16 protein-coding genes are annotated in these 26652 nt (G+C 30.6%); all 16 read right to left on the bottom strand.

Features of this window, described 5'->3' with window-relative positions; all coding sequences use genetic code 11:
- Positions 1–47 precede the first annotated feature (47 nt).
- Positions 48–1334: a dicarboxylate/amino acid:cation symporter gene (locus DES33_RS05590; protein WP_110058344.1), complete on the bottom strand. Its 1287-nt coding sequence runs from the start codon at positions 1332–1334 to the stop codon at positions 48–50.
- A gap of 315 nt (positions 1335–1649) precedes the next feature.
- Positions 1650–3923, bottom strand: a complete 2274-nt coding sequence (locus tag DES33_RS05585) for a xanthine dehydrogenase family protein molybdopterin-binding subunit (protein ID WP_227930569.1) — start codon at positions 3921–3923, stop codon at positions 1650–1652.
- Positions 3910–4371, bottom strand: coding sequence for a (2Fe-2S)-binding protein (locus tag DES33_RS05580; protein WP_094205448.1), 462 nt, complete (start codon positions 4369–4371; stop codon positions 3910–3912). Before DES33_RS05580 ends, DES33_RS05585 begins: the two co-directional genes overlap by 14 nt.
- Complete coding sequence (locus DES33_RS05575; RefSeq protein WP_110058342.1) at positions 4368–5141, bottom strand: FAD binding domain-containing protein; 774 nt, start codon at positions 5139–5141, stop codon at positions 4368–4370. The genes DES33_RS05580 and DES33_RS05575 overlap by 4 nt, the downstream gene beginning before the upstream one ends.
- A 110-nt stretch (positions 5142–5251) precedes the next feature.
- Positions 5252–6712, bottom strand: coding sequence for an APC family permease (locus DES33_RS05570; protein WP_110058341.1), 1461 nt, complete (start codon positions 6710–6712; stop codon positions 5252–5254).
- 97 nt (positions 6713–6809) lie between these two features.
- Positions 6810–8021: a peptidase T gene (gene pepT, locus DES33_RS05565; protein WP_110058340.1), complete on the bottom strand. Its 1212-nt coding sequence runs from the start codon at positions 8019–8021 to the stop codon at positions 6810–6812.
- 9 nt (positions 8022–8030) lie between these two features.
- The gene (locus DES33_RS05560; protein WP_094224512.1) at positions 8031–9203 is read right to left on the bottom strand and encodes an NAD(P)-dependent malic enzyme; all 1173 of its coding nucleotides are present in this window, start codon (positions 9201–9203) and stop codon (positions 8031–8033) included.
- 129 nt (positions 9204–9332) lie between these two features.
- Complete coding sequence (locus tag DES33_RS05555; RefSeq protein ID WP_094224511.1) at positions 9333–10619, bottom strand: 2-hydroxycarboxylate transporter family protein; 1287 nt, start codon at positions 10617–10619, stop codon at positions 9333–9335.
- Positions 10620–10683: 64 nt separating this feature from the next.
- Complete coding sequence (locus DES33_RS05550; RefSeq protein ID WP_110058339.1) at positions 10684–11601, bottom strand: AEC family transporter; 918 nt, start codon at positions 11599–11601, stop codon at positions 10684–10686.
- Positions 11602–11685: 84 nt separating this feature from the next.
- On the bottom strand, positions 11686–12504 hold the full coding sequence (locus DES33_RS05545; RefSeq protein WP_110058338.1) for an ABC transporter ATP-binding protein: 819 nt from the start codon (positions 12502–12504) through the stop codon (positions 11686–11688).
- Entirely contained in the window at positions 12497–14836 is a 2340-nt protein-coding gene (locus DES33_RS05540) for a hypothetical protein (RefSeq protein ID WP_110058337.1), read from the bottom strand. The genes DES33_RS05545 and DES33_RS05540 overlap by 8 nt, the downstream gene beginning before the upstream one ends.
- A 30-nt stretch (positions 14837–14866) precedes the next feature.
- Entirely contained in the window at positions 14867–15136 is a 270-nt protein-coding gene (locus DES33_RS05535) for a hypothetical protein (RefSeq protein WP_110058336.1), read from the bottom strand.
- 206 nt (positions 15137–15342) lie between these two features.
- On the bottom strand, positions 15343–23223 hold the full coding sequence (locus DES33_RS05530; protein WP_110058335.1) for a lectin like domain-containing protein: 7881 nt from the start codon (positions 23221–23223) through the stop codon (positions 15343–15345).
- Positions 23224–23347: 124 nt separating this feature from the next.
- Positions 23348–24727, bottom strand: a complete 1380-nt coding sequence (locus DES33_RS05525) for a CAMP factor family pore-forming toxin (protein ID WP_094224505.1) — start codon at positions 24725–24727, stop codon at positions 23348–23350.
- A 27-nt stretch (positions 24728–24754) separates the two neighbouring features.
- Positions 24755–26137 (bottom strand): CAMP factor family pore-forming toxin, encoded by a 1383-nt coding sequence (locus tag DES33_RS05520; RefSeq protein WP_094224504.1) that lies wholly within the window; start codon positions 26135–26137, stop codon positions 24755–24757.
- A gap of 413 nt (positions 26138–26550) precedes the next feature.
- A partial coding sequence (locus tag DES33_RS05515; protein WP_211305676.1) for an EF-Tu C-terminal domain-related protein occupies positions 26551–26652 on the bottom strand: 102 nt, incomplete at its 5' end.

Here is a 26652-nt window from a genome sequence, read left to right as displayed (position 1 = left end):
TGTAAAGGTTGCTAATTTATTATCGTATTATAAATTATTTGTAAAAATTATGAATTAAAGACGTCTCTGTCTAATTCTCCCTCGCTTGCTGCAACTATAACTGCTGAAGAACCTGCTGCTGTAACATTTGTAGCTGTTCTACCCATATCTGCAAGCATTGATATAGGGCTCATCAATACAACCATTTCAACAGGAAGACCCATTGCTGCGAATACTGCTGTAGTAGTAATTGTTGCAGTTCCTGGAACTCCAACTGTACCCAATGATACTGCCAACGCTACTAATATTAGCATTACGTATTGTCCGAATGAGTAGTGAATTCCCATAACATTAATTGTCAAAATCGCAGATAACACAGGCCAAAATCCTGCACAACCTGGCATACCAACAGTTGAACCGGTTGATGCAACAAATGTTGCTATCTTTTCAGAAACACCTAATTTATCTTTTAAGTTATCAGTATTCGCTGGAATACATCCTACAGAAGATTGTGTAGAGAATGCAATCAATTGAACTGGCCAGAATTTCTTGAAGAATTTGATAGGATTTACCTTTGCAAAAATCGCTAAAAGTGCACCTGTTGTGATATATGAGTGAAAAATTGATGCAACATAAGTCAATATCAACACAACAATCAATGGCATCATGCTAGCCATATCAGTTCTACTAACTGCGTTCGCCATCAAAGCTAATACAGCATATGGAGTAAAGTCTATAATCATTCCTGTAAATCTAAAAATAACTGCCGCAGCTGAATCGATAAAACTTAAAAATGGTTTTGCTTTTTCCGCTTCTCCTCTTTCTTTTAATTGTAAAATCGCTAATCCTAAAAGAACTGAGAAAATAATTATAGGAACTACTTTTGCTTCTGCTGCATTTCCCAAAACATTATCTGGGAAGAAATTTACAAAAGTTTCCGCAAAAGTTGGAACTTCCTTAGCTTTTGCATCTGCTGCTAAAGTTAATGAACTTCCTTGTCCAATTTTAAATGCTACCCCTAAAATTAAACCTATAAGTGACCCTAAAACATTGTGTAAACTTAAAATTCCAATTGTTTTTGTTCCTATTTTCTTCATTTTTTCTATACTTTCCAAAGAAACTACAGTACTAACAATGGATGTAAACAATAATGGAATTACAATTGCAAATAATAAATTAGCATATATAGATCCAAATACTTTTACATATTCTGTGTTTCCTTTGAAAATAAATCCTACTATAATACCTAGAATTGCAGCTACAATTGTTCTTGTACCAAAATTCATTTTCTTCTTAGCCATGAACATCAATAAAGCAAACAATACTAAAGTAACTGCTAATGCTACAAATTTCATCTAAACACCCCTTTTTTGTTTTATAGTTATATATTATAGTATATTGAGCACAACTTTCAAATTTAATTTTAACTTTTGTAAATCTTATTTTCTTAATTCTATACATTATTCAGCAATTTTGATTTTTTTTACTAATTTTTTGCGAAACAATTTTTGTATCAGAAAATACATTTCCTTAATAATACTAATGAAAATCGTTTGATATTTTGTGAAAATATTATTAAATTTTTATTATCGAATTATATATATAAATTATTTAATTTTTGTAATATTTTCTAACAAAAAATCAGAGGCTATTAACCTCTGACCTAAATTCTATTCATACATTTTTAATAAAACATCTTCAGCTTTTATTGGAAGAGTATCAAAGGTGCAACCAAGTGCATTTAATATCGCTCCATTAATCGCTGGTGCAGGTGTATTCGAAACTATTTCTCCAATTGATTTTGCTCCGAATGGACCTGTCGGCTCATAACTTTCGCAAAAATCAACATGGATATTTCCAATGTCTTTTCTTGAAGGCAAATTATACGAAATAAATGAATGTTCTTTTAATCTTCCTTCATCATCCCACAATGAATCTTCATACAATGCATATCCTATTGATTGGCCAATTCCGCCTTCTACTTGAACTGTCGCTAATTTGGTATTCATCACAGTTCCGCAATCGACAACCGCTGCGTAATCTTCTACTTTTATTTCTCCTGTTAATTTGTCGATACTTATTTTTGCAAATCCTGCCATATATGGTGGTGGTGATGTTTTTGAATCAAAGTTTCCCACACCGATTAATTGCATGCCATTTGGACCAGTTGACAAATCTCTCGCCAAATCTTTAATTGCAATTAATTTCTTATTTTGCAAATAAACTGCTTGATCTCTAATTTCTAACCATTCAACAGAAGTTTCAAATCTCATTGCAACACGTTTTTTGATTTTGTTTAACAAATTTTCGCAAGCACGAACAACTGCTCCACCAGTTATATACACACCACTTGATGCGTAACTTCCTGGATCAAATGGCGTTATATCGGTGTCTGCAATTATTGGAATTATATTATCAATTCCACATTGCAACACTTCGTTTGCCAAGTTAACCATTATAGAATCTGTCCCTTGTCCAACATCTGTAGGACTCATCAATAATGTGTAATCGCCCTGTTCATTTAATCTCACTTCAACAGTAGAGGTGTCTACGTTTTGAATTCCACTTCCTTGTTGTGCAATTGCCATTCCAACGGAAATTATTTTGTCTTTTTCTTCTTTGAAAGGATAATATTTATCCCATTCAATCATTTCTCTTGCCTTTTCAATGCATTCATTTAATTTGCAACTTTTGACATCAATTCCATAAGCAAGAGTCTTCTCACCTTCTCTAACAGTGTTTTTAAGTCTTAACTCAACTGGATCCATGTTTAATTTTTTCGCTAATTTATTTACCATAGATTCCAATGCGAATGTTCCTTGAACTGCTCCGTAACCGCGAAAAGCTCCACCAGGAAGTTTATTTGTGTAAACAACTTGACCGAAAAACCTCGCCGCTCTCATTCTGCTATACAAAGGAAGTGTTTTGTTTCCGACCAAATTTAAAGTCGTAAATGCGTGATATCCGTAAGCTCCTTGATCGGACAACGCATAAATGTCACACGCTTCAATCGTCCCGTCTTTTTTGGCACCTATTTTAACTTTCACTTTCATTTGGTGACGTGAGTTTGAAGCTTCAAAAGTTTCTTCTCTGTCAAATACAAGTATCGATGGTTTTCCTGTTTTTAAAGTTACAAATCCTGGATAAATTTCTGTGACACTTGTTTGTTTTCCACCGAATCCCCCGCCTACTCTTGGTTTTATAATTCTTATTCTTGAATCACTTATTCCCAAAGCAACGGATAATTGTCTTTTGATGTGAAATGGAACTTGTGTAGATGAAATGCAACACAATCTATCGAATTGATCCATGTAACAATAAGATCTGTATGTTTCCATCATGCAATGCGCTTGTGCCTTTGTTGTAAAAGTATCTTCTAATACGACATCACATTCACTCATTACCTTGTCAACATCTTCTCCCCAAGATTCTTTCTTTTCACCAACTAGATTTCTTTTTGTATCGTAACCAAAAACTTTAGTTGGTCCGTTAAAGAATACATCTTCTTCATGTACAACAATTTCGTTGTCTATAGCTTTTGTGTAATCAAGTAATGGTTCTTTAACATCATACTTGATTTTAATTTTCTTCATAGCCTGATTACACACTTTTTCGTTAATTCCAACTACGATTGCCACAGGCTCTCTCATATATCTAATTTCTTTTGACAAAATCGACATATCATAAGGACTAGGTTCTGGATAAGATTGCCCTGCCAATGTAAATTTATTGTCGAAAACATCTTCATAAGTGTATACTGCCACAATTCCATCCATCGCTTCTGCTCTTGATTTGTCTATTTCTAATATTTCGCATCTTGCATACGGACTTCTCATCAGCTTAATTATCAGTGCATTAGGATCTTTCAAATCCTCTGTATAAACAGGTTTTCCAGTAACTAATGAGCTTGAATCTATTTTTTTGAAATCTTTATTTATCTTCATCATCAATCTCCAAATATTTCTTAATAGCTCTCATTTGAGAAGCATAACCTGTACATCTGCATAAATTACCCATCAAATAATCTTCGATTTCTTCATCTGTAGGATTTTTGATAGTTTTCTTCAAACTCAAAACATTCATAATGAACCCCGGTGAACAAAAACCGCATTGTTCCCCACCTTCTTCAGTCAAAAGTTCTCCGAATTTTCTTTGGCTATCTGATATTCCTTCCAAAGTTGTAATCTTTTTTCCTTCACATCTTAACGCCAAAACAGAACAAGAAAGTACTGGAACATCATCCATCCACACAGTACAAAGACCACAATTTGATGTTGTACAACCACACTTAACCGATTTATAACCTAAATCGCGAAGCACATTGTACAAAGTAGTATCGCAATCAACACTAGCTATATGGTTTTTATTATTAACATTCAATTCTATAATCATTGCAATTCACCTAACGCTTTTTCCAATAATCCAACAAATAAAAGTTTTCTGTATTTTTTCTTCGCTTTATTATTTGACCCTATATATTCATCGATTAATTCCAATGTCTTTTCCCTATCAAATCCATTAGTATTAATCTCATCAGAAACATCTCTCATAATCATTGCTTTTTGAGGTCTCGCTCCAAATACTACCTTATATTTTTCATCAATTTTAGAAATACTTACAATAGCAATTGGAAAATCCTTGCAACAAATTCTTTGAACAATTTGAGTGCAATGGACATCTTTGTTAGGAATCATGACTTCAACTAATAAGTCCTTCTTTATATCAGAATTCAAAAATTCTTCAACACTCATTACACCATTATTGTACAATCTAACCTTTGCATCTAGTAATAATAAAATAGGCAAAAAATCAGAAAATGCATATCGTGAAAACACGCTTGCTCCAACTTGGGCAGTGTTTCTTAGTTGAGTTGACACAATTCTTTTCAAAGATTTAGGAATAATTCCATCACAAAATTTTTTTAAGAAATCATTGTATTCCAAATCTCTGTATGTAGTAGTTGCTCCGATTTTTATTTCATCGTCTTCAACATTTATGTAATTTAAATCCAATTTTGACAAATCAATCCCAACATTGTAAGAACGACAGCCTGCTTTAAGAAAATGACATCCACCCAAAATTTTATTCATTTTTGATTTCATCAACAACTCATAAGCTTCATCCAATGTTTCTGGACTTTTGAAATCTCTTAATGTAAACATAACCACTCCTTAATTTTAATCAGTCTATATTATATCACAAAAATAGTCGGCTATCTTTTGACAACCGACTAGCATTTTCATATAACTTTTGTACGAAATAATTTTAAGTTTTAAATATTTTTAGCTTGTTCTTTTTTAGCAATTGATGGTAGTATTAATCCCAATCCCAACAATACCACTGGAGTCAAGATGTTAAGCATCAATTTGAAATTCCATTGACTTGTGAATGGTTCTCCTTCTTTTGGAATCATACCTAATATACATGCAAATGCTGTGAATACAAAACACCAACCGGCGATAAATTTACCGAATGATTTTGATTTTGTAAATCTATATTCTACACCTTGTTTTTCATTTAGATAGTGTTTCAAAGCAAAATATGCTGCAAATACCCACATATAACGCATTGGCATTACTATTGAGTTCAAATCCAACAACCAGTTGTACAATTCATTTGAGTTTCCAATTCCCAAAGCTGGAATAATTATCAAAATACTAACCAAAATGGTAGTTAGTTTGTATCCACCAACTGGAACTTTTTTGTCGTTGATTTTTCTCAAGAAGTTTGGAACGTATTTTGCATCTGCTTCACTCAATAAAAGTTTAAGCGGTGCATCGATACTCATAACCAAAGCTGCAGCTTGTCCAGCAAAATTTGTCAACGCATAAATAATAACAAGTGATGAACCTATTCCATAATATTGTCCCAATTTTTCAAATGCATAATAAGCACCATTCATTTTTAAGTCGTTTGCAACATTTGTTGTATCGAACATCATACCCATTGCAACTGAACCCAAAATCGCAGATACAGTTACCATCAAAGCCATAATCAACATAGCTTTTGGGAAGTTTCTGCCTGCATCTTGTGTATCATTTACATAAGGTGAGATTTTTTCACAACCACCTACGGCAAACACTAACATGGAAATTGTCGTCAAATAATGCAAATTAAAATTAGGCAGATAAGTCTTGATGCTCGTCATATTTGGAGATGCAACTTCTACTCCTCTTAATGCAGGAGCTGCCAACATTAATAAAATAAATAAAATACCCATCACAAAACTTGCGGTACCGGCAATTGAACCTAAAACTTTTATAGATTTAATACCATTTGCAGCTAAAAGCACAAATAATAAAAATATTATTAGTACTAATGCTTGTAGTACAATTGGATTTAAAGATTTTACCATTTTAGGATTTCTAAAAATTGCCCATGAACCTGCAACCATTAAGTTTTGTGGTTTTTGTGCTAAATATGGGATATGTACTACCCAATAAGTCCAGCCGGACAAATAAGCTAGTAATGGTCCCATTGTTTGTTTTATCCAATAGCTAAGTCCTGATTGTCCTTCTTTGAAAGTTGAACCAAGTTCTCCAACCATCAATGAATAAGGAATAAAATACAAAGCCATTATGAATATCCAACTTGTAATAACTGTCAAGCCTTGGTTAGCATAGTTATTAACAACATTTCCAAAACCCCATACAACTGTGAATCCCATCCAAATTAGATTGGTCACTGTAAGAGATTTTTTCTTTTGATCGTCAATTAAAACATCGTTTTTCATATTTCCCTCCTAATTAGATTATAGCAAAATTTATTTTTGTTGGGAACATTTTTCAATAAAAAATAGCTTCCAGATTTACTAGAAGCTACTTGATATTTTATTTTGAATAATTTTCTATTATTTTCAAAACCAAATCCGATGCTTTTTTCATTTGGTCGATAGATAATAATTCGTGCTTTCCGTGAAATGCATATCCACCAGTGAAAATGTTCGGACAAGGAAGTCCTTTGTAGGATAATTGTGCTCCATCAGTACCACCTCTGATTGGTTGAACTAATGGTTTTATTCCCAAATCTTCCATTGATTTATAAGCCAAATCCACAATTTCCATTACAGGTTCTATTTTTTCTTTCATGTTGTAATAGCTATCTTTCATTTCAAGTTCGATAGCGTTGTTGTATTTCACATTCAAGAATTCTACTAATTTTTCCAAATAAGATTTCTTTTCTTCGAATTTTTTCTTGTCGTGATCTCTGATTATGAATTTCATAACAGTATTTTCAACAGATCCTTCGAATGATGTCAACAAATAAAATCCTTCGTAATGTTCAGTGTGTTCTGGTCTTTGAGCAACTGGAAGTTCATTGAATAATTCCATACCGATTAATTGTGAATTAATCATAGTATTTTTTGCGCTTCCAGGATGAACATTTTTGCCGTGAATAGTTATTGTCGCACCTGCTGCATTGAAGTTTTCGTATTCCAATTCTCCAATTGGACCACCATCCAAAGTATATGCAAAATCAGCGCCGAATTTTTCTACATCGAACAAATCAGCTCCTCTGCCTATTTCTTCATCAGGAGTAAATCCAATTTTAATTGATGGATGTTTAATATCTTTGTTTTCGCATAATTTATTCACAGCATCCATTATAATTGCAATACCAGATTTATCGTCAGCACCCAAAAGTGTAGTTCCATCTGTATGAATTAAAGTTTGTCCTTCCAAATCTTTTAAAAATGGAAAATCTTCCACATTAGTAGTTACAGAATCGGATAATTTGATGTCTCCACCTTTGTATTCCAAAATTTGTGGTTTTACATTTTCTCCTGACATATCCGGAGCAGTATCCATATGAGAAATGAAACCGATAGATTTTGATTCTCTATCCAAGTTTGATTCTAACGATGCATACACATATCCATTTTCATCCATATGTGCATTATCTATTCCCATTTCTTTTAGTTGTTTAACCAAAAGATTACCCAAATCTTTTTGTCTAGCTGTTGATGGACAAGTTTCGCTTGATTCATCACTTGTAGTATAAATCTTCGCGTATTCAATAAATCTATCAACTATATCTATCATAATTTTCTCCTATTTAATAACTTTCTTTTCTTCCCAAGATTTTTTAACTGCGTTTGCAACATTTCTTGCAACATCTTTGTTGAATGCTTCTGGTAAAATTCTTTCTTCTGTTGGTTGTTCAACCATGTGAGCTATTGCATAAGCTGCTGATAATTTCATATCGTCAGTAATCTTGTCTGCTTTTGCATCCAATGCTCCTCTGAATATTCCAGGGAATACCAATACATTGTTAACTTGGTTAGGATAATCACTTCTACCTGTTCCAACAACTCTTGCACCAGCTTCTTTTGCTTCGTCAGGATAGATTTCTGGAACTGGGTTAGCCATCGCTAAAACAATAGCATCGTGATTCATTGAAGATACCATTTCTTTTGTTAAAATTCCAGGAGCGGAAACCCCGATGAAAATATCTGCATTTTCCATAGCAGTTTTCAAATCCCCTTTAACTTTATTAGGATTAGTAGTTCTAGCGATTTCTCTTCTAGCTTCGTCAAGTTTTTCATCATCAGGATCGATAATTCCACGACTGTTTAAAATTAAGTTGTTCTTAGCACCTGCTAATGTTAACAAGTTAGAAATTGCAATACCAGCTGCCCCTGCACCACTGATTACGATTTTGACATCAGAAATATCTTTCTTAACAATTCTCAACGCATTGATAACTGCAGATAATACTATAACAGCAGTACCGTGTTGGTCGTCGTGGAATACTGGAATATCTAATTCTTCAATTAATCTTTTTTCGATTTCAAAACATCTTGGAGCTGCAATATCTTCAAGATTAATTCCACCAAATGAAGGAGAAATTGCTTTTACAGTGCTGATAATTTCTTCAGTGTCTTGTGTGTTCAAGCAAATTGGGAATGCATCAACATTACCGAATTCTTTGAATAAAACTGATTTACCTTCCATAACAGGCATACCAGCAATTCCACCAATGTTTCCCAAACCTAAAACTGCAGAACCATCAGTTACTACAGCAACCATATTTCCTTTATTTGTATATTTATATGCTAATGAATTGTCTTCGTGAATTTTCTTACAAGGTTCAGCAACACCAGGAGTGTAAGCCAACGCCAAATCCATAGCGTCATTAACTTTAACTTTAGATACTACTTCTAATTTCCCTTGATTTTTTTCGTGAAGTTCAAGAGCTTTTTGTTTAATTTCTTCGATATTCATTTTTCACCTCATAAATTTTCATATAACTTTCAACAAAATTGTTGAATTACATTATTACAATATAATTTTAACACTAAAAGCTAACTATTCCAAACAAAAAGAGGTATTATTTAAAATACCTCAATTAATTTAGAAAAATATTGGAACCAAAACAGATGCCAATAAAATTATTAAAGCTCCTCCCAAACGAGAAGATATTTGTGCAAATGGCATCAATTCCATTCTATCTGCAGCCGTAAGAACAGCAACATCACCAGTACCACCCATGTTAGCCATGCATAATCCTGCTGTAAGAGCTGTTTCTATTGGATAGAATCCTACGAAATATCCTACGATACCAGCGCCAATGATAGCTCCTATAATAACCGCAAGAACAAGAATTACATAGCTTGGTGTAAATGCTTCGAAAATTTGTCCCAAATTAGTGTAAGCCATACCAATACCAAGCATAAGTGCTGCAGTGAAGTTTTTGGCCACGAAATTGTACCAACCTTCAGCAACGTGTTCAATTTTTTCTGGAACAATTCCAGCTGCTTTAACAATAACTACAGAAATAATCATCCAAGCATAAGAGTGGATTTTGATACCGATTTTTTCGAACAAAAATGCTAATATTGCACCAAATGTGAAAAATGCTGTTGCAATTACAATACCTGCGCCGTAATCTTTAACATTTTCTAAGATTATATTTTCTTTCTTTTCAGCTTTCAAACTATCATCATTACTTCTAACTAATTGTCCATTACCCGTTAAACTTGGTTTTACTTTTCCTAATCTGTTCAACAAACCACCAGCAACAATTGCCGTAGCATTACCCAATGCAACTGCTGGAACAAGTTTACTCAAAATAGTTTCGGACGGAATATTCAATGCTGATTCGAAAACTTTAGAAATAGGTACAGCACCTGCTCCCATTCCTCCGCCCATAATTGGGATACCGATGTATGCGATAGACTCACCTACACTCTTTCCTAACAACAAACCTACACCACCTACTAAAAGTAATGCCATAATTACAGAACCCAAAATACATGGTAAATATCTAATAGCTGCTTTAATAAGCAACTTTCTATTCATACCAAGAATTGAACCTGTGATTAAAGCTGCGATGTAGAAATCAAGGAATCCTCCTTTAGTCATAAAAGTATTTATACTTTTGATGGATTCAGCTGGTAACCATTTATAATAAGTTATAGCCGCACCAACAAATATAGATACAATAGCTCCACCACCCAAATATGTCTTGATAATTGGTGTGTGATTTCCGATAAGGTTTAATAATTCGCCGAATACAATCAAAAATAAAAATGCTCCAACCATACCGTTTGGTAGAACATCAAATATGAATGAAATAACGATTATTACACAAGCGATTATAAAATACGGAATTTTTAAACCTGCAATCTTTTTATCCATAACTTTCCTCCTTATATAGTTTTTTACATCTTATATTATCTCATTTAAAAAAACAAAAAGCAATCTAAATCAGCTTAATTAAAAGTAATAAAGTGAATAAATACAAAATTGTAGTACTCACAACATAGTAACCAGCCAATGAATCATCTTGCTTATATCTTTTAGCGAAAACATAAGTATTAACAGCCGTAGGAGCACCAAATAAAATCAGCGCTACAACCTTTTGAATTTCAGACAAGCCGAAAATTTTTCCAATAAATAATCCTGTCAAAGGAAGAACCAAAAGTTTTACAATGGAAACCTTCATAATTGATTTAATTTCTTTGAAATCTATTATAAAATTCAAACCGTATCCCATAGTCACCAAAGCTAAGGTCCCTGCAATATCTCCCAAACTTCTCAAAGGAGTTTCCAAGAAAAACAAATTAACCTTAGTTACATACAAAAATATTCCTACGAAAAGCCCAATCATCAACGGAGTCTTTAATACATTAATGAACAGTTTTTTCTTAGAATTATTTTCTCCAACCAATCCTTCGTACATGCTTACAGTGTAGAAATTATAGAAAAATTGACTAATTCCTGTGATTGCACCCGCCATAACAATCCCTTCATCCCCAAACAAAACACTTAATATTGGAAATGACATTATAATGAAATTGCCTCTACTCATAGCATTGGCTTCTAGTACAACATAAGATTTGTCCTTGTTGGTAATTTTCGCCCAAAAGTAAGTAAGAAAAATGTGAAATACAAACACCACATTCAAATATACAAAATATTTTACACTTAGATTTTGTCCAAAATCTACTTTATAAAAACTCATCATAATTTTTAGAGGAAAAAACACATTAAAAATCAGCTTGTTAAGTCCCGTCATAGTATTATCGTCTACAAGGTTGAACTTTCTTATCAAAAAACCAATAAAAATCAAACAAAACAAATTGATTATCGTTAAGTACAACTGCGAATAATTTACCAAAAAACCACCTTTTTCACATAAAAATATAGGTAAATGAAACCACTTACCTATACAACAATACTATTTATTTGTCAAAAAATCAAATTATTTTGTGTACAATTCAATGTATCTGTCCTCTGTAGTGTAATCTGATTTTTCAATCGAATCGATGACTAAACCATCAGATATGAATTTCTTCAAAGAATCGTCCAAATCATTCTTAGCCACAATATTTACGGTTCTTTGATTTTCACTATCCGATGTTACAACCTTGTATTGCTCCTTTGAAATCTCAGACAAATTCTCAAACGCTATTTTTTTATCCACCAGAAACATCACATCGTCTGTTAACTTGTCAACCTCTGACAAAGTATGAGATGATAACACAACTATCTTGCCATCATCTTTTAATTTCAGAAGATAATTTCTAAGCAAAATAACGCTAGTAGGATCCAATCCAGTTACAGGCTCGTCCATAATGTAGATATCATAATCCCCCATGAAAAAATACGTCAACAAAGTTTTTTGCTTTTGACCCAGAGAATAAGTGCTAACTTTCCTCTTCATAAAATTATGAACTTTAAAAATATTCAACACTTCTTCAAACTTTTCATCAGAAACATGGCGTGAGTTCTTTGCGAAAATAAAATGATCCAATCCTGTCAAGTTATCATACAACATATCCAAGCTTCTTGCATAAGATAAATACTTGAAAATCTCCGGATTTTTATTATCTATATCATTAACCTTAATCTCGCCTGAATCGTACTTCGTCAAATCAGAAATTATATCCATCAGAGTAGTCTTACCAATACCATTTGGTCCAACTAACGCGTAAATTCCAGGTTTATCTAATTTCAAATTCAAATCCTTTAACACTTCGTTTTCACCGTAAGATTTGTTCAGACCTTTAATCTCAAGCATTAATATCCCCCTTCATTCTTTTCATTGATATCAAATTAAACACTATAATATAAAATACAATCATTATCACATTATATATCGGATTAGAAAAACTAAACTTATTCAAATAATTGTATCCGCCTTTCAAAATCATCAAACTATCCAACGAACTAAACGGATTCAATAAGAAAAACTTACCCAAAGTTCCAAAATAGCTAATAATTATTCCCAAAACAATCAAGAAAGTTGTAGCAATTATATTCACAGTTTCATTCTTGATGAATGTAGTCATCATATTTGAAAAACTAACCACAAGTAAAATTATCAAAATATTTATCAAAATCATTGGCAAAATGAAACCACTGGATGCCCTGAACACACCCTCCACCACGCCGTTATAGCTGTAATCGTAGCAGAACACTGGATACAATTTCTCCCCAAGTCCTCCATTGAATAATCCAATAATCACGGCAATTACCAAAATCACAATATACATTCCGACAGATAATACAAACGAATTAATCTGCTTTGATTTCCAGACATCTTTTTTCCATTCATTCAGAAAAGCCAACTTCAATGTTCCATTGGACCTTTCCTTTTTGAACTCAAGAGTAAATATCAAACAAATAATCAACGTAAAGGCTGGAATAATCCCATTTTCATACATAGATATTACATTACCTATGAGTCCTTTTTGTTCAGTAGGAGCATGTTGTTTTGTTTTATACAAACTTAGCTTTTTATTTGATAATAAACTTTGTTCAATCTCATTACTAACAATATTATAACTTGAATCGGGCTTTAAATTGTTATTCATAAAATAATTCACCCTATTCTCATTAGAGCGAGAAGTACTTGGATCTATCCATTCTGCATCAAATTCCGAATTAGAATTCAAATAAAGAAACATATTACTGTAATATTCTGTGGGATTATTAGCTCTGTTAACATAAGATTTTTTAAAATTTTCCAAATTAATTAGTCTTTGCTTGGATCTTTTGTCTTTTGGATTGTTGTGAACGTTAATCTTTTCAACGTCAATATCAATATCAATAGTTTTTAAATCATCCCTTGATTTTATGTTTTTGTATTTTATAGTATTAAAACAGAAAAACACAGCTACCACTACAGTTAGTACACAAAAATACTTATATAATTTGCTTCTCATAATTTTGGCAAAATCTAATTGCAAAATATTTTTGATATCGATTTTGGAGTATGTTTTAGAATAATTATGATAAATAAACCTGTATCTGTTATTGTTTACAATGATTAAACAAAAAATCATTAATAGAAATACAATTGGCACTAATATTGAAAGATTGCCGAAATTATGAAAACTATTTAAACTAAACGATAGATTATATTTTCTAGATAGTAATGAAATTATCCAGTAAATTGATAAAACAACAAAAATTGATAGATTTTGTTTCATGTACCTTCTGAAAATCTCATACAACATCATCGCAATGCTGTAAATCAAAAATCCCGTCCCTATGTATTTTAAAGCAAGTATCATTGAGTTTACATTCATTGTTATTGGCATATTAATCTTAAGGTCTGTTACAGATTTCAAAATCATATCGTTCGCACTTCCTATTGGAAATCCATTGACTACAGAATAAATGATATTGCCCACAATCATCGATAAGATTACAACCGCAAAAAATACGACATACTTTACAAGCCTTGCATATACTAATTTTTTGGAACTTACCGAAATAGTATCTAATTTTAGATTTTTGAAATTCATCTCATTAGCAAATACAGCTATCAGAAAAACCACACACAAGAAAATATCATTCATAACATTTTCCATTAGGAAACCAAATGATTTAAAAAAACTAAAATTGTTGGAAGTTGTGTAGTACCCATATCTGTTAATTTCATCACGAACCAAATTAAAATAAGAATCCAATTCGTTATACATTCCATAACTAGGCAACTTGTTTAAGTTGTTTTGTTGTTTGAATGATTTTATCTCATCATATTGATTCAACAATTTATTGTAGAAATTATGCTCTGTCTTTGAGGAATACTTTGCAGCTTTTGTCTCTTCCATCAACATACTCACATCGTATTCCAAAGGTTTTATGTACTGCAAAGAATAAAAATTCATCTTGCTAAAATCCAAATATTTCTGCTGTTCTTCTTTATTTTCAGAAGATTTGGAGATTGCAAATGACTCCATCATTGTATTTTCAAAAGTATTCCTAGTTTGTATAAAATATTTATAGTCTTGATCAGTATATTCATATTTTATACTGTTTAATGTTACAAAAGTATACACACAAAAAATAATAACTACAACAGGAAAAATTAACGACTTGTAAAGTTTTTTCAGTTCGAACATATTGTCTCCTTTCATTGAATTTCAAAAATATTATTTGCTAATTTCTCCCGAATAATACCAAGTCTCAGTATTATTGGTTACATCAATAGTAATTAATCTCTGTCTGTAAAGTTTCCCACTGTAACCGTCATTATACACATCTTCATACTTCAAATGTACAGGTGATTTTCCCCTCACAAAAGTAAAATTCTCACCATATTCATCTTTTTCAACATTTTCTAATCCATAATAACTTGCCGAACTAACAGCCGATGAAACGTTTGCATTTATTGTACCAACCACTGTCAAACATGCAATCATAATGACAAATAAATTTTTTTCATTTTTAAGTCTCCTCTCATAATATTCTTATTTATTGTATACCCTATTTTTTATTTTTTAATCTATTTTTCTAAAATTTTAATTCGTTTTTTTTTAGTGTATTTCATATACATTTTTAAGAAATTATTTCCTCATTTAATACAAAAAAATCTTCCACACTATTTAGTGCAGAAGACTTTTTGCAATTATTTATCGCTTAAATCAATATTTAAGATTTTAGGAACTGTTGTACTGACAAGATCTTTAGAAAATTGTGTTTTCAAAGTTCTATCCAACACATACTTAATGTCATTCATATCATTGTAATCTTTTATGAAAATCACTTTGGAATTTTTATCAATTGCTACGATTGTATTATTTTTTCTATTGTTTAAATAAAATATTGAATTGGCATTAGTATAAATTTCAGCTATATTCAACTTGTTCTTACTAATCGTATCATTCAAAACGTTGATGTTACCTATAGTGTTCATATTCTTGATAGAAAAATCATCTCGTTGTATGCTACTTGCATTTTCCCACATTTTTAATGTGCTATTTTCTTTGTAATTTCCTAACAAAAGTATTGTAAGATTTTCATCTTGTAACTCTGAAATTTTTTCATAAGTTTTATCATTTTTCAAAAACCTATAATTTTTTATATCGCGTCCATAATACAATTTATTAAATTTCTTTTCAGTATCGTTAAGTTCCTTGTAATCACCTCTGTTTTCTCTTTGACTATAAGTTAAGGCTACATTTTCGTCTGGCTGTGTACTTTCTACATTTTCTACCAATTTTGGTTCGTGATTTTTATTATCTAATGATATTTTTTCGTTTTGTATAGGTAACATATCATCTCCAACTGAGTTTTCAGTGTATTTTGTTTGTAATGATCTGTTCACTAAATCTTCAATATCTTGATTAGAAATGTATTTTTTCACGAACAACATTCTTCCGTTTTCATCTGCTATCAAAATATAAGGGCTGGATATCGACTTATCAAAATCAAATTTTTCTCCACCACAGTAGAAGTTATTTTTTACATCATTCATATCAAAAGATTGGAACATATTCTTCAAAATAGTTTCATCTTTATAATTAGAAATCTTGATTAAGTTGATTTTATCCAAATTCAAATACGATGAATTCTTCCACATTATTCTAGAATTTTTATCTTCAGGTGAACCAACCAACATTACATTTACTTTTTTATTCAAGAAATCTTTTATATATTTTTGATTTGAGTTGATATCTTTCATTAAATACATATTCATATCTCGACCGTAATATTTTTGGTTAACTTCTTTTTCACTTGGCTCGAAAATTCTGTAGTCTCCTCTTTCATTTCTTTGAGAAAAAGTCATAGGAACTATTCTATTCGGATCTTTTTCTTTTGGAATTTCTTCTAAAATTTTGAGATCTACAATAGGTTTAACTGAATCTGTTATTGTATCATTGACTGCAAAAGTATTAACAGTTCTGTCCAAAACATACTTGATATCTTCGTTTGAATTGTATTCTTTTGTAAACATATAGTTTTGATTTTTATCAATGGCAACTATTGTTGGTTTTGGAACTTGTATCAATGAATTATATGCTCCAGTAACATAGATTTCTTTCTTAACATTTTCCAAGCTTTCAAATCTTTCTTTCTTTTTATTGATGTCAGCTTGTGCTCCCAAATAAGATACATTTATTAAATCATAGTTTCCTTCTTTTATATATTTAGAATTTTGCCACATTTTAATAGTATCTTCTTTTCTGTAATCTCCAATCAAAAGTATTTTAATATCTTTTTTAGAAATTTCATCTAATGATTTAGGTTTGTTGTCTTTATCTATCAGTTTAATCCTAGAAAGATCCTTAGCGTATTGTGAACTGAACTTAGCTTCATTTTCCGACAATTTTTCATAATCTTTTCTGTTTTTTCTTTGTTCAAGAGAAATAGGATAGTTTGATTTGAACATATCTATGCTAAGTTTTTTGAAGTTCTTATTGTCTGCGTAATATCCATTGGACATGTTAAATCTTCTCAAAAGCTCATAATTGGATTTATAAGGGAATACATTTAACAACGAGCCATTCTTATCCAATACAACTACTTGGTTTTTATTAGATCTAAATTGTCCATTTAATGAATTACCTCTCATAAATGAATCTGAATACAATTTGTCTTTACTAATTTGTTCCAAATCCTTTTGATTTCCATTTGTAATGACATTGACAAAATTAAATGCTTTATCATTTATATTGGAAGAGTTGTCAAACATTTTTTTAGATTGTGAATCAACCCTATCTCCCATTAAGAATATAGTAGGTCTTTTATTATCTATAATATCCTTTATTTTAACAGGCTTATTATCTTTATTGTAAAGTACAAAATTACTATAATTAAAACCATATCTTGATTTAACATTTATCATTGTTAAATTATCAGTTGAATCGAAGAATCCAAGAGCATAAGCTTGCTCAAATGATATTGGGAAGTTTTGTTCTTTTATTTCAACATCAATAGGATTTTGTGGTTTATCATCTGGTTTTTCATCTGGATTATCATCTGGTTTATCATCCGGCTTATCATCGGGTTTTTCATCTGGATTAGATGGTTTGTCGCCCACTTGAATTGAGATTTCTTTTGTATAATCTTTGAATCCTTCTCTTGAGATTTTTATTTTCAAAGTATATTGTCCCAATACGTTCTCATCGCTTGTCTTAAATGCAAAGTCGATTTTACCTGAATTATCTGATACTGCACTTTTCTTGAATAATTGTTTTTGATTTGAATCTTCTAATATAACTTCAGCCTGTGATTTATCTAGTTTTGAGTCATTCAAATCTGATACAACTAATTCTAAATTAATACTATCTCCAAGTTCGTATTTTTCTTTATCAGTTTTAATCGTAGCTTTCATTTGAAGTAAATCTGGAGTATTTTGACTTACAACTTGATACTCTAAAAACTTAAATGCATTTTGGTACTGTGCATCTAGTAATTCCACTTTTACGCTATATTTTCCTAAAGTAGTTCTATCATTCGTACCAATTTTTAATATATGTCTACCATTTTTATCTGTTTGTCTGTTGTAAGATACAGTTCTTCCAAATGGATCTTGTAAAGTGTATTTTATATTTCTATTAGCTAAATGCTCTCCAGTATCATGATCTTTTAATTCTACGTTTATTTGAACGATATCTTTTCTTTTTACTGTTGTGTTAGGCGAAGTTATCTTAATGTTAGCTTTTTGATTTGTCTTCAATTCTACATTAGGATCCACATTTTTGTCTTCAATTTTAATATTTTGTTTTGATAATATAGCTTGAAGATTGTTGAAATCTTTTTGAGTTATTAGATTTACAACTCTTCCTTCTTCGTTTAACACCAGTATTTTTTCATCTTGACCTAATGACAATTTTTGATTTCTTATATTATTGTCTTTGTCTATAAAACTTTTTGATATCAATCTTCTAAGATTTTGTTGTTCCAGGTACGATTTATCATTTTCAGATGTTATTCTAACAAAATTGTATGTGTCATTTGATTTGTTTGCAAATTTTTTCAAATCAGTTTCTTTGTTTGAGAATAGTACAACACTTGGTTTCTTCAAATCAACTACATCATTTAGAATTTTTGTTTTATCGTTCAAATCGTTCATCGAATAACCTAGGATATTTTTACCATAAATATTTTTCAATATTTCTTTGTTGTCTATATCATTTTTCAAATGAGCAAAATAAGAGGATTTATCAGCATCATCATAATTTATAAAATTATCATTTACATCTTTGTTTGAGATATCAAATTTTGTGAATGAGTAATCCTTGAAATATCCATCTTTATTAACTTCAGCTAAAATTTTGTAAGTTCCTGGATATATGTTTTGTGGAAGCTTAACTTTTAGTTTTTCTTGGCCAATGTTATTTGTTTTGATTTCACCATTTTGGATTTCTGTTCCTGCTAAATCAAATATTTTGTAGCTTACATTTGCTTGTGAAATGTAATTATGATTTGAATCAGTAGTTTTAATGTTAATTGTTATCTCATTTTTGAAATTGTATACTGATTTATCTCGAATTACATCTAATCTAAGATTTTTATTATAATCTTTATTTTCTATTCCTGAGATTTCAATATATTTTTGCATACCTTCTTTAATATAGGCTACAGATTTGAATCCCTTGTCCTTTAATTGTTTTATTTTTGCTTCTGATTCCACATTACTTACTACAAATAAGTTTGTAGTTTTGTCCAAATTATTCATAAAATCATCAAAGTCTTTATCGTTCAAATCCATATTAAATGAATTATCAATATGTGATTTATCAAAATTTGCTTTAGATCTAACATCTAATACAAAAGGTTTTTGAGTTTTCAAATAATCTGTAACATCTAGAGCATTTTTAGCTTCAAAGAAAGCATTATTTGTCTTAGGAATTTGATTTGAGAGTGCATAAATTACATATCTCTTTGATGTTTTTTCGTAATTATCCTTGGATAACTCAAAGTATAATTCGTATTTTCCTGGAGTTTTTACATCTACATCATAGCTTATATTTCCTTTGTCATCTGTTTTAATAATTGATTCTTTCTTTGAATTTGGAGATATTTCTTTGACTTTGACATCTAAATTTGAAAAGTTATTTCCATTTTCATCCTTTAAGTTTAATTTTACAACTGCATTTTTACTTGCTTCGTAAATTTTTTTGTCTGACACTATAGTTGTACTGAACTTTTTAAGTTTTGGTCTTTCAACTGCTATGAAACTAATTGATTCAGATAATGATTTATAATTTGATTTTTGTGCTTTCAAAGTTATATCATACTTACCTGGGGTAAGTTTTAGTTTGTATATCCACTTTCCGATTGATTTGTCATCTGTGCTAGTTCTATCTATTATAACTTTACCATCTGGAGTTTTTACGGAAATATTAACTTCTGCATTATTTACATCATTTCCGAACTCATCTACTGTTTTGAAACTAATTTCAGGATTTTCATCTACAAAATACTGATCTTTTTTATTCTTAGCATTAACTGAAATTCCTTTATACTCATCGTCATCTTCTCCGAATTTAATTTTATAATTTGCTGAGGATGATGGATAATTATAGTAATCCGCAGTAGCTTTTATCAAATATTCTCCTTTTGAAGTATATGCTTTTGGTGTCATATATATGAATACATAACCTTGATAATCGCTCATTTTCCTAATTTTTGTTTCTTGTTGATTAGGATCCAATATACTTATATCAACAGATGAATTTCTCATTGGATTATTATTTTGGTCTTTGATTTGAATTTTAATATATGCAGATTCATTTAGTTTGTATACTTTTTTTGCTGAATCAAAAGAAATATTCATGTATTTTCCATCTTTTTTAGCAAAGAAAGAATCTTTTTGTTCTACATCGTAGTATCCTTCTTTGTATGCAACGGCTTCTATTTTATAAGTCCCCATTACATTTCTTTCTGATAAGTTCATCGAGAAGTTAGCTTTCCCATCCTTATCAGTTTTCAGATTAACATCGTATGTTTTTTGATTAGGATCTGTTATCGTCAATCTAATATTCGCATCAGAAATTGGTTTATTTTCGTTATTGACTACAAAATCTACATTTACAGGCTCTGTTTTAACCATGAAAGTTTTTTGTGATAACTTCATTTGTAAATCCAGATTTTTCATTTCTGCTGTATTTCTATCTACATTTACATCAAGTGTTTCAGTGAAATTATCGAACCCGCTTAAACTAGCGTCTACTTTTATTTTATATACTCCTTCTTCGTTGAATATTTCTTTTTCCAAATCAAATACAGCTTGACCTTGTTTATCTGTGTAAAGCGATTTAGTGTATTCTTTTTGAGATGGAGATGTTATAGTAGCCATTACTTTTGCATATCTTTTAATTTCGTTGTATTTATTAGTAACTGTAGATACTAGTTTTACTTGAGTATTTGGTTTGATTTTGTCCTTATCTAGTTTATTGTCAACAAAAAGTGGATTTTCAACTGTTGGAACAAAATCTTTACTTTCTACGTTAAAAGTATTAATTCCGATTAATTTGTTTTTGTAGTAAATATTTACTTTGTATTTACCAATAGCGGCATTATTTGCTAGTCTAACATTAAAATTGGATTCCCCAGTAAGATTTGTTTTTAAATTATACTTGAAGTTTTGATTATGAGATGTAATTATTTCACATTCAATATCTTTATTTACAATTTGATTTTCAGATTGATCCTTAAGTGCTATGTTAATAGCTACTTGTTCCCCTTGAAGATATGTTTGTTTGTCTGAAGAAATATTAGCTTTGAATTGTGCATTTGATTCATCAACTTTGATTCTCATAGTATCAAAAACTTTATAAGAATTTTTTGATTTCGCAGTGATAATACATTCTCCATATCCAACAGCTTTAACTTTTCCAGTACTATCAATGTCGCAAACTGTCTTATCAGAACTTTCCCATTTCAAGTCTTCAGTCTTTGCAGTATTAGGTAATAAATCTATTCCTAATGTTACTGTTTCTCCTATTTTTAGAAGTTTTTCTTTTTCTTTGAATTTGATGCTTTCTATCTTAGTTTCATTTTCATCATTTTCATTGATATGCTCTCCATCAATCGTAAATGCTTTTAAAGAAACATTGGCATTTTTTATTTGGTCTGTCAAGTCTGTCCATTTTTCGCCATCTTTACTTACAAAAGATTGCCCAGCTTCTGCTGTAGTTTTTGAAGAAAATCCTTTTATTGGTCTTTCAATTGGAATTGGATACTTATATCCCGGAGTTTTCATTCTGACAATTACAGCGAATTTTGAACCTTTTGAAATAAGCGTGTCTTCAACTTTAACTTTTTCATAACCTGCAAATTGCATCTTACCTTGTTTAACGCTGTTTTTTTGTGAAAGTCCACCGTTTTTATCTACATTTGTATTAACAAACACTTCGTATTCAGCATCATTTGCAGAAGTCCACAATCCTACACTTGAAAGATATGCGTCTTCTTCCACTGGACCAAACACATTCGCATAATACGATTCTTCTCCAAGTCCAACTTGACTTGTCATTCCCAATTTATCGTATTGCCAGATTTTTTCATTTTCATTCAAATCTTTTAAAATATATTGAGAGTTTTGTGTTCCTATGTTTTTGTCGTAGTATGATACATAATAATATCCGCCTTGAGTTCCCCAACCAGTTCCCCAAGAATTTTTACAAATCCATGCTCCATCTCCTTGAGGTGTGGTCTTGAAATTCTTTTTGCTATAATTATCATCCCATCCTACAATTGTTACAGCGTGATTTGGAACTTGACCACCAGAATAGTAATGGGCCATAGTTTTTTTGTTAAGATATTCATCTCCACCCATAACTGCTGAGTACACTCCACCGTATTTTGTTATCATAGATTTAATTAAATTATTATCGTTAAAATCTCTTCTATCTGGCAAAAATATTGCTTGTGTCAATTCCTTTGCTATTGGCAAGTTTTCAGGGGAATCTGAGCCGTAGATATCATAAGGATCATCTTTTTCTAGAACAGGCCCAGATCTTCTAGCCAAATATGCAGAAGAAACTGTTCTAGTTCCACCATCACTTGGACCCCAGTCAAAACCGTGAGTATTTCTCATGTGTTTTTCGGAAAAATCCATTCTTTGATCTGGCATTAGAATCGATTCAGCAGATCCAAAGGTTGCAAAAGCCCAACAAGATCCATTAGGCCCTTGATCCTTAACGCTTGTCACTTTTCCTATGTCTCTCAAATCAAATTTTGATTGATTAACATCACTTAAACTTCTAAAAAAGAAAGTGCTTGGAAATTTTCTTTTACTAGTCTTGTTATCGATAGAAGAATAATTTGTATGGATTTTATAAGGATCTTGTTTTAATTTTTTTGAATTATCATTAAAATTAGCATTTTCTATGCTTTTTTCGTATAAATTAATTCCTCTATTACTTGAATCTTTTTGTTTGAACTCTACAATATCTTTCTTCGAATTATCCATTTGTTTTTCAGCTGATATAGGATTAATTGGAAGAATTAATGCTATTGATAGCACAACTGAAAATATTTTTAATTTTTTGCTCATAATTTGCTCCTTTATTTGTGAATAAATCTTCTTACACCCTAAAAAAATATTTTTAGATTTGTAAGAAGATTTACTACATTAAGTTTAGCTTATAAGGGCAAACCAAAAGATTTGCCCCATATAACTAATTAAAATCAAAAATCAAATATCCATCATTAGATGTTTTATTTGAATCTGAATTGTCATCTCCAAAATCTGGATTAATGACTTCTTCAGAAGCTCTTAATTTTTCTCTGTTGTTTTTGTATGTTTCATATGAACCATATTCTAATTTATTGTCATCATGACCATAACCAACAATGATTTCTTCTGAATCTTTTGGTTGGAATCCATCTGGTAAGAAATCGAATGATGGATTATTTAACCAAATAATTTTAGCAATTCTAGCAGGATCAGGTAGTTCAGATTGTACATTGAATTCTGACCAAGGAATAGATTCTCCTTCACGAAGTGCTAAAATAGATTCAAATTCTTTAGGATATTTTGCTCTTAATTCATTAACATAATCTCTTAAGATGTAAACACCTTCAGCTGCTCTCGAATAAGAAACGCCTCTTGCTCTTCTAACATCTTGTGCTTTTCTTAATTCTTTATCGAATTTAGTTCTATCTTCAGCTGTAAGATATCTGTTAGCTTTATTTTTAATATTTCTAATTTCGTTTAATTGCTTATCAATTGTTCCACTTAACCATTTTGGACTAGCATATACATCACGTTCTAGTAATGCTTGACTACAAGCTGATTTAAGTCTAGCATCTAACTCTATTAGGTTTTTTACTTGAATTTGAGTTCTTGATGCTTTAGTAATATCAGCAATTTCTTTTGAAAGTGAATTTCTTACAAATTCTCTTTTACCTTTAACTCCAACTTCTGTCAAATCATCTCTGTAGTAATTGTTAAGGAGTTTTCTGGCATCAGCTAAGCTTTTATTGAAAACTCTCTTTAAGTAGATTGTCGCAAAATCATCAGAAGTTAAATCAGGGAATTGTTTTAATTCATCCATAACACTTGAAATTTTTTCGCAAGCTTTTTCAATATCTTCTACTGAATTAAAAGGGTTGAAAGCTGTTACTAATGCTACAAATACTTCTCCAGCTGCTCTACTGTGAGCTTCTTGAACTTTATATAGAAGTTCTGTAGAACATCTGTGCATAAATATTCCTGTCAAGCCTAAAAGTTTAATTCTAGGAGCTATTGAATCTAAATCATATATTGTTTGTTCGTTAAATTTTTGAGCTACAGGTGGAATGTCAAAACTTCTGTCTTCAGCTAGTGTCATAATATCTTCTTGATAAGCTTTCATTAGAGGAACATTTTTAACTTTATTTTCCTCTAAAATTGTTGCTCCTTTCAACATTTCATTTTGTGAAAGCTGCGGAATCATTTCTTGATATTCTTCCATTAAACTACGATCATTTTGTTCATTGGCACTTGCAATTACTGGTGCTGCTACATTAAATACCATTAACATAGCCAACATAATTGATAAAAATTTCTTTTTCATATTATCCTCCAAAATATTTAATGGTTATTATATTTCCGGGTCTGTAAAATCAGGATAAATAAGATCCGAATTAATGCCATCCATACTTGTTGTAACTACTTCATCTTGTAATGAAGACCTAGCAGCTACATAGTTGTTATAATTTCCATATTGAGCTTTTTGTCCACCAAACCCAATAATAATGTTTGAACTTTGGGATTTCATGCCCGCTGGAACTTTGTCAAAAGTAGGTGAAACTATCCATTGTATGCTAGCTATTTGATATGGTTCAACATAAGATGATGGAATAAACAAGCCATGAACTTCAAAATCTTCCTTCTTTAAAGATCGTGAATATTTATCTAACAGCTTACTATTAAAATCCCATAAATCGTATATAGCATTTGCTATTGAATCATATCTAGGATTTTTTTCTACTTTTTTATCTACAACTTTTTTTACTAGATTTTGCCACATATCAAAATCTTCTTTATCTATAACAGATCTGTATTTTGATTTCAAAACATTTTGTCTTCTAATCTCACCCAAAACAGTCTCATTTAACCATCCAGGATTTGCTAATACTTCCTTGGAAAGATATGCCGATGACGCTGCAGATTTTAATCTTGCATCTAGTTCGACCAACTGTCCAAATGTTATTTTTTTACCTACTTCTTTGTTAATTTCATTAACTTCAGTCCTAAAAATACTTTGTATAAATTCTTCCTTGCCCTTTGAACCGTAATTACCTTTATCAAAGTAATTAGTTGATGATTTTCTTGCTTCTGAAATATTTTTGTACATCAACCTTTTGACATAAACTGTTGCTTGATCGCTTGACGTCAAATCTCTCATACTTATAATCTTTTCAAAGTTTTTTTCCAATTTATCTATTGCTGCTAATACATCTTTTTTGCCATTAAATGGATTAATCGCTACCATAACAGATTCAAATGCAACTTGAGCTGCCAAGTTATGAGCTTCTTGGATTTTATAAATGTATTCTGTTGTCATTAAGTTAATAAATCTATTTACTTTTCTTAACAACTGAATCCTAGCTCCAATAGAACCAATATAGAAAAACTGTTGAGGATTGTAATTGTTTACTCTTGCAGGTAAATTTATACATCTGTCTTGTGATAGTAATGCCAAATCATCCTGAGCTTTTTTCATTAACGGAATATCATATGCTCTATTCCCTTCAATTCTTGCTCCTTTTAAAACAGAACTTTCTTTAGCTATTTCGTCTTCACTCATCATTAGATTATAATTATCATTAATATCCCTAAGTTGTGATAAATCAGATAATTCATACTCTTCAATTTTGATTTCACTATCCGCATATGATTTATTCAAAAATTCTTGCGGAATCGAAGTCAATAAAAACGATAACAGTAAAATTGCAGAAAACAATCTGTACTTATTTTTCATTTTCGATTAATTAATAAACCTCCTTCTTATAAAATTGATAGGATATTTAATATTAATATAGATTCCATAATATGTGGATTATTGAAATTTATATCATTTTTTCAAAACGCTTACACTTTATTCTAGTAAACCCTATTGATATAATAGTGTTTTCTAGTATTATTTTGTTCAGTTTTATGTTTTTATATTATATATCTCTATCTATTTTTTAAGTTATCATACTATTTGAAATTTGTCAATTAAAATATTATTTTTATTTATATGTATATTCTTTTTAGAACTAGAACATTGTTCAATATTTAAGTTTTGAAATATTTTTTCAATTAATTATTTTATTTTCCAAATTTATTCTAAAAATGTACAAATAAAAAAGCCCTCACCTAAGTGAGAGCTAAATAGTCTTAGTATATTAATTATTCAATAATTTTAGAAACAACGCCAGCTCCTACTGTTCTTCCGCCTTCTCTGATGGCAAATCTTAATCCTTCTTCGATTGCGATTGGAGTGATTAATTC

It is taken from the genome of Finegoldia magna (assembly GCF_003182075.1).
In the GTDB taxonomy this organism is placed as follows: Bacteria; Bacillota; Clostridia; order Tissierellales; family Peptoniphilaceae; genus Finegoldia; species Finegoldia magna.
Note: the sequence above shows the minus strand (reverse complement) of the source record. Positions and strands in the feature narration are given on the sequence as shown.

Coding starts and splice junctions, on each gene's coding strand:
- DES33_RS05590 (WP_110058344.1), bottom strand. CDS start 1,334: ATGAAATTTGTAGCATTAGCAGTTACTTTAGTATTGTTTGCTTTATTG.
- DES33_RS05585 (WP_227930569.1), bottom strand. CDS start 3,923: ATGAAGATAAATAAAGATTTCAAAAAAATAGATTCAAGCTCATTAGTT.
- DES33_RS05580 (WP_094205448.1), bottom strand. CDS start 4,371: ATGATTATAGAATTGAATGTTAATAATAAAAACCATATAGCTAGTGTT.
- DES33_RS05575 (WP_110058342.1), bottom strand. CDS start 5,141: ATGTTTACATTAAGAGATTTCAAAAGTCCAGAAACATTGGATGAAGCT.
- DES33_RS05570 (WP_110058341.1), bottom strand. CDS start 6,712: ATGAAAAACGATGTTTTAATTGACGATCAAAAGAAAAAATCTCTTACA.
- pepT (WP_110058340.1), bottom strand. CDS start 8,021: ATGATAGATATAGTTGATAGATTTATTGAATACGCGAAGATTTATACT.
- DES33_RS05560 (WP_094224512.1), bottom strand. CDS start 9,203: ATGAATATCGAAGAAATTAAACAAAAAGCTCTTGAACTTCACGAAAAA.
- DES33_RS05555 (WP_094224511.1), bottom strand. CDS start 10,619: ATGGATAAAAAGATTGCAGGTTTAAAAATTCCGTATTTTATAATCGCT.
- DES33_RS05545 (WP_110058338.1), bottom strand. CDS start 12,504: ATGCTTGAGATTAAAGGTCTGAACAAATCTTACGGTGAAAACGAAGTG.
- DES33_RS05540 (WP_110058337.1), bottom strand. CDS start 14,836: ATGTTCGAACTGAAAAAACTTTACAAGTCGTTAATTTTTCCTGTTGTA.
- DES33_RS05535 (WP_110058336.1), bottom strand. CDS start 15,136: ATGATTGCATGTTTGACAGTGGTTGGTACAATAAATGCAAACGTTTCA.
- DES33_RS05530 (WP_110058335.1), bottom strand. CDS start 23,223: ATGAGCAAAAAATTAAAAATATTTTCAGTTGTGCTATCAATAGCATTA.
- DES33_RS05525 (WP_094224505.1), bottom strand. CDS start 24,727: ATGAAAAAGAAATTTTTATCAATTATGTTGGCTATGTTAATGGTATTT.
- DES33_RS05520 (WP_094224504.1), bottom strand. CDS start 26,137: ATGAAAAATAAGTACAGATTGTTTTCTGCAATTTTACTGTTATCGTTT.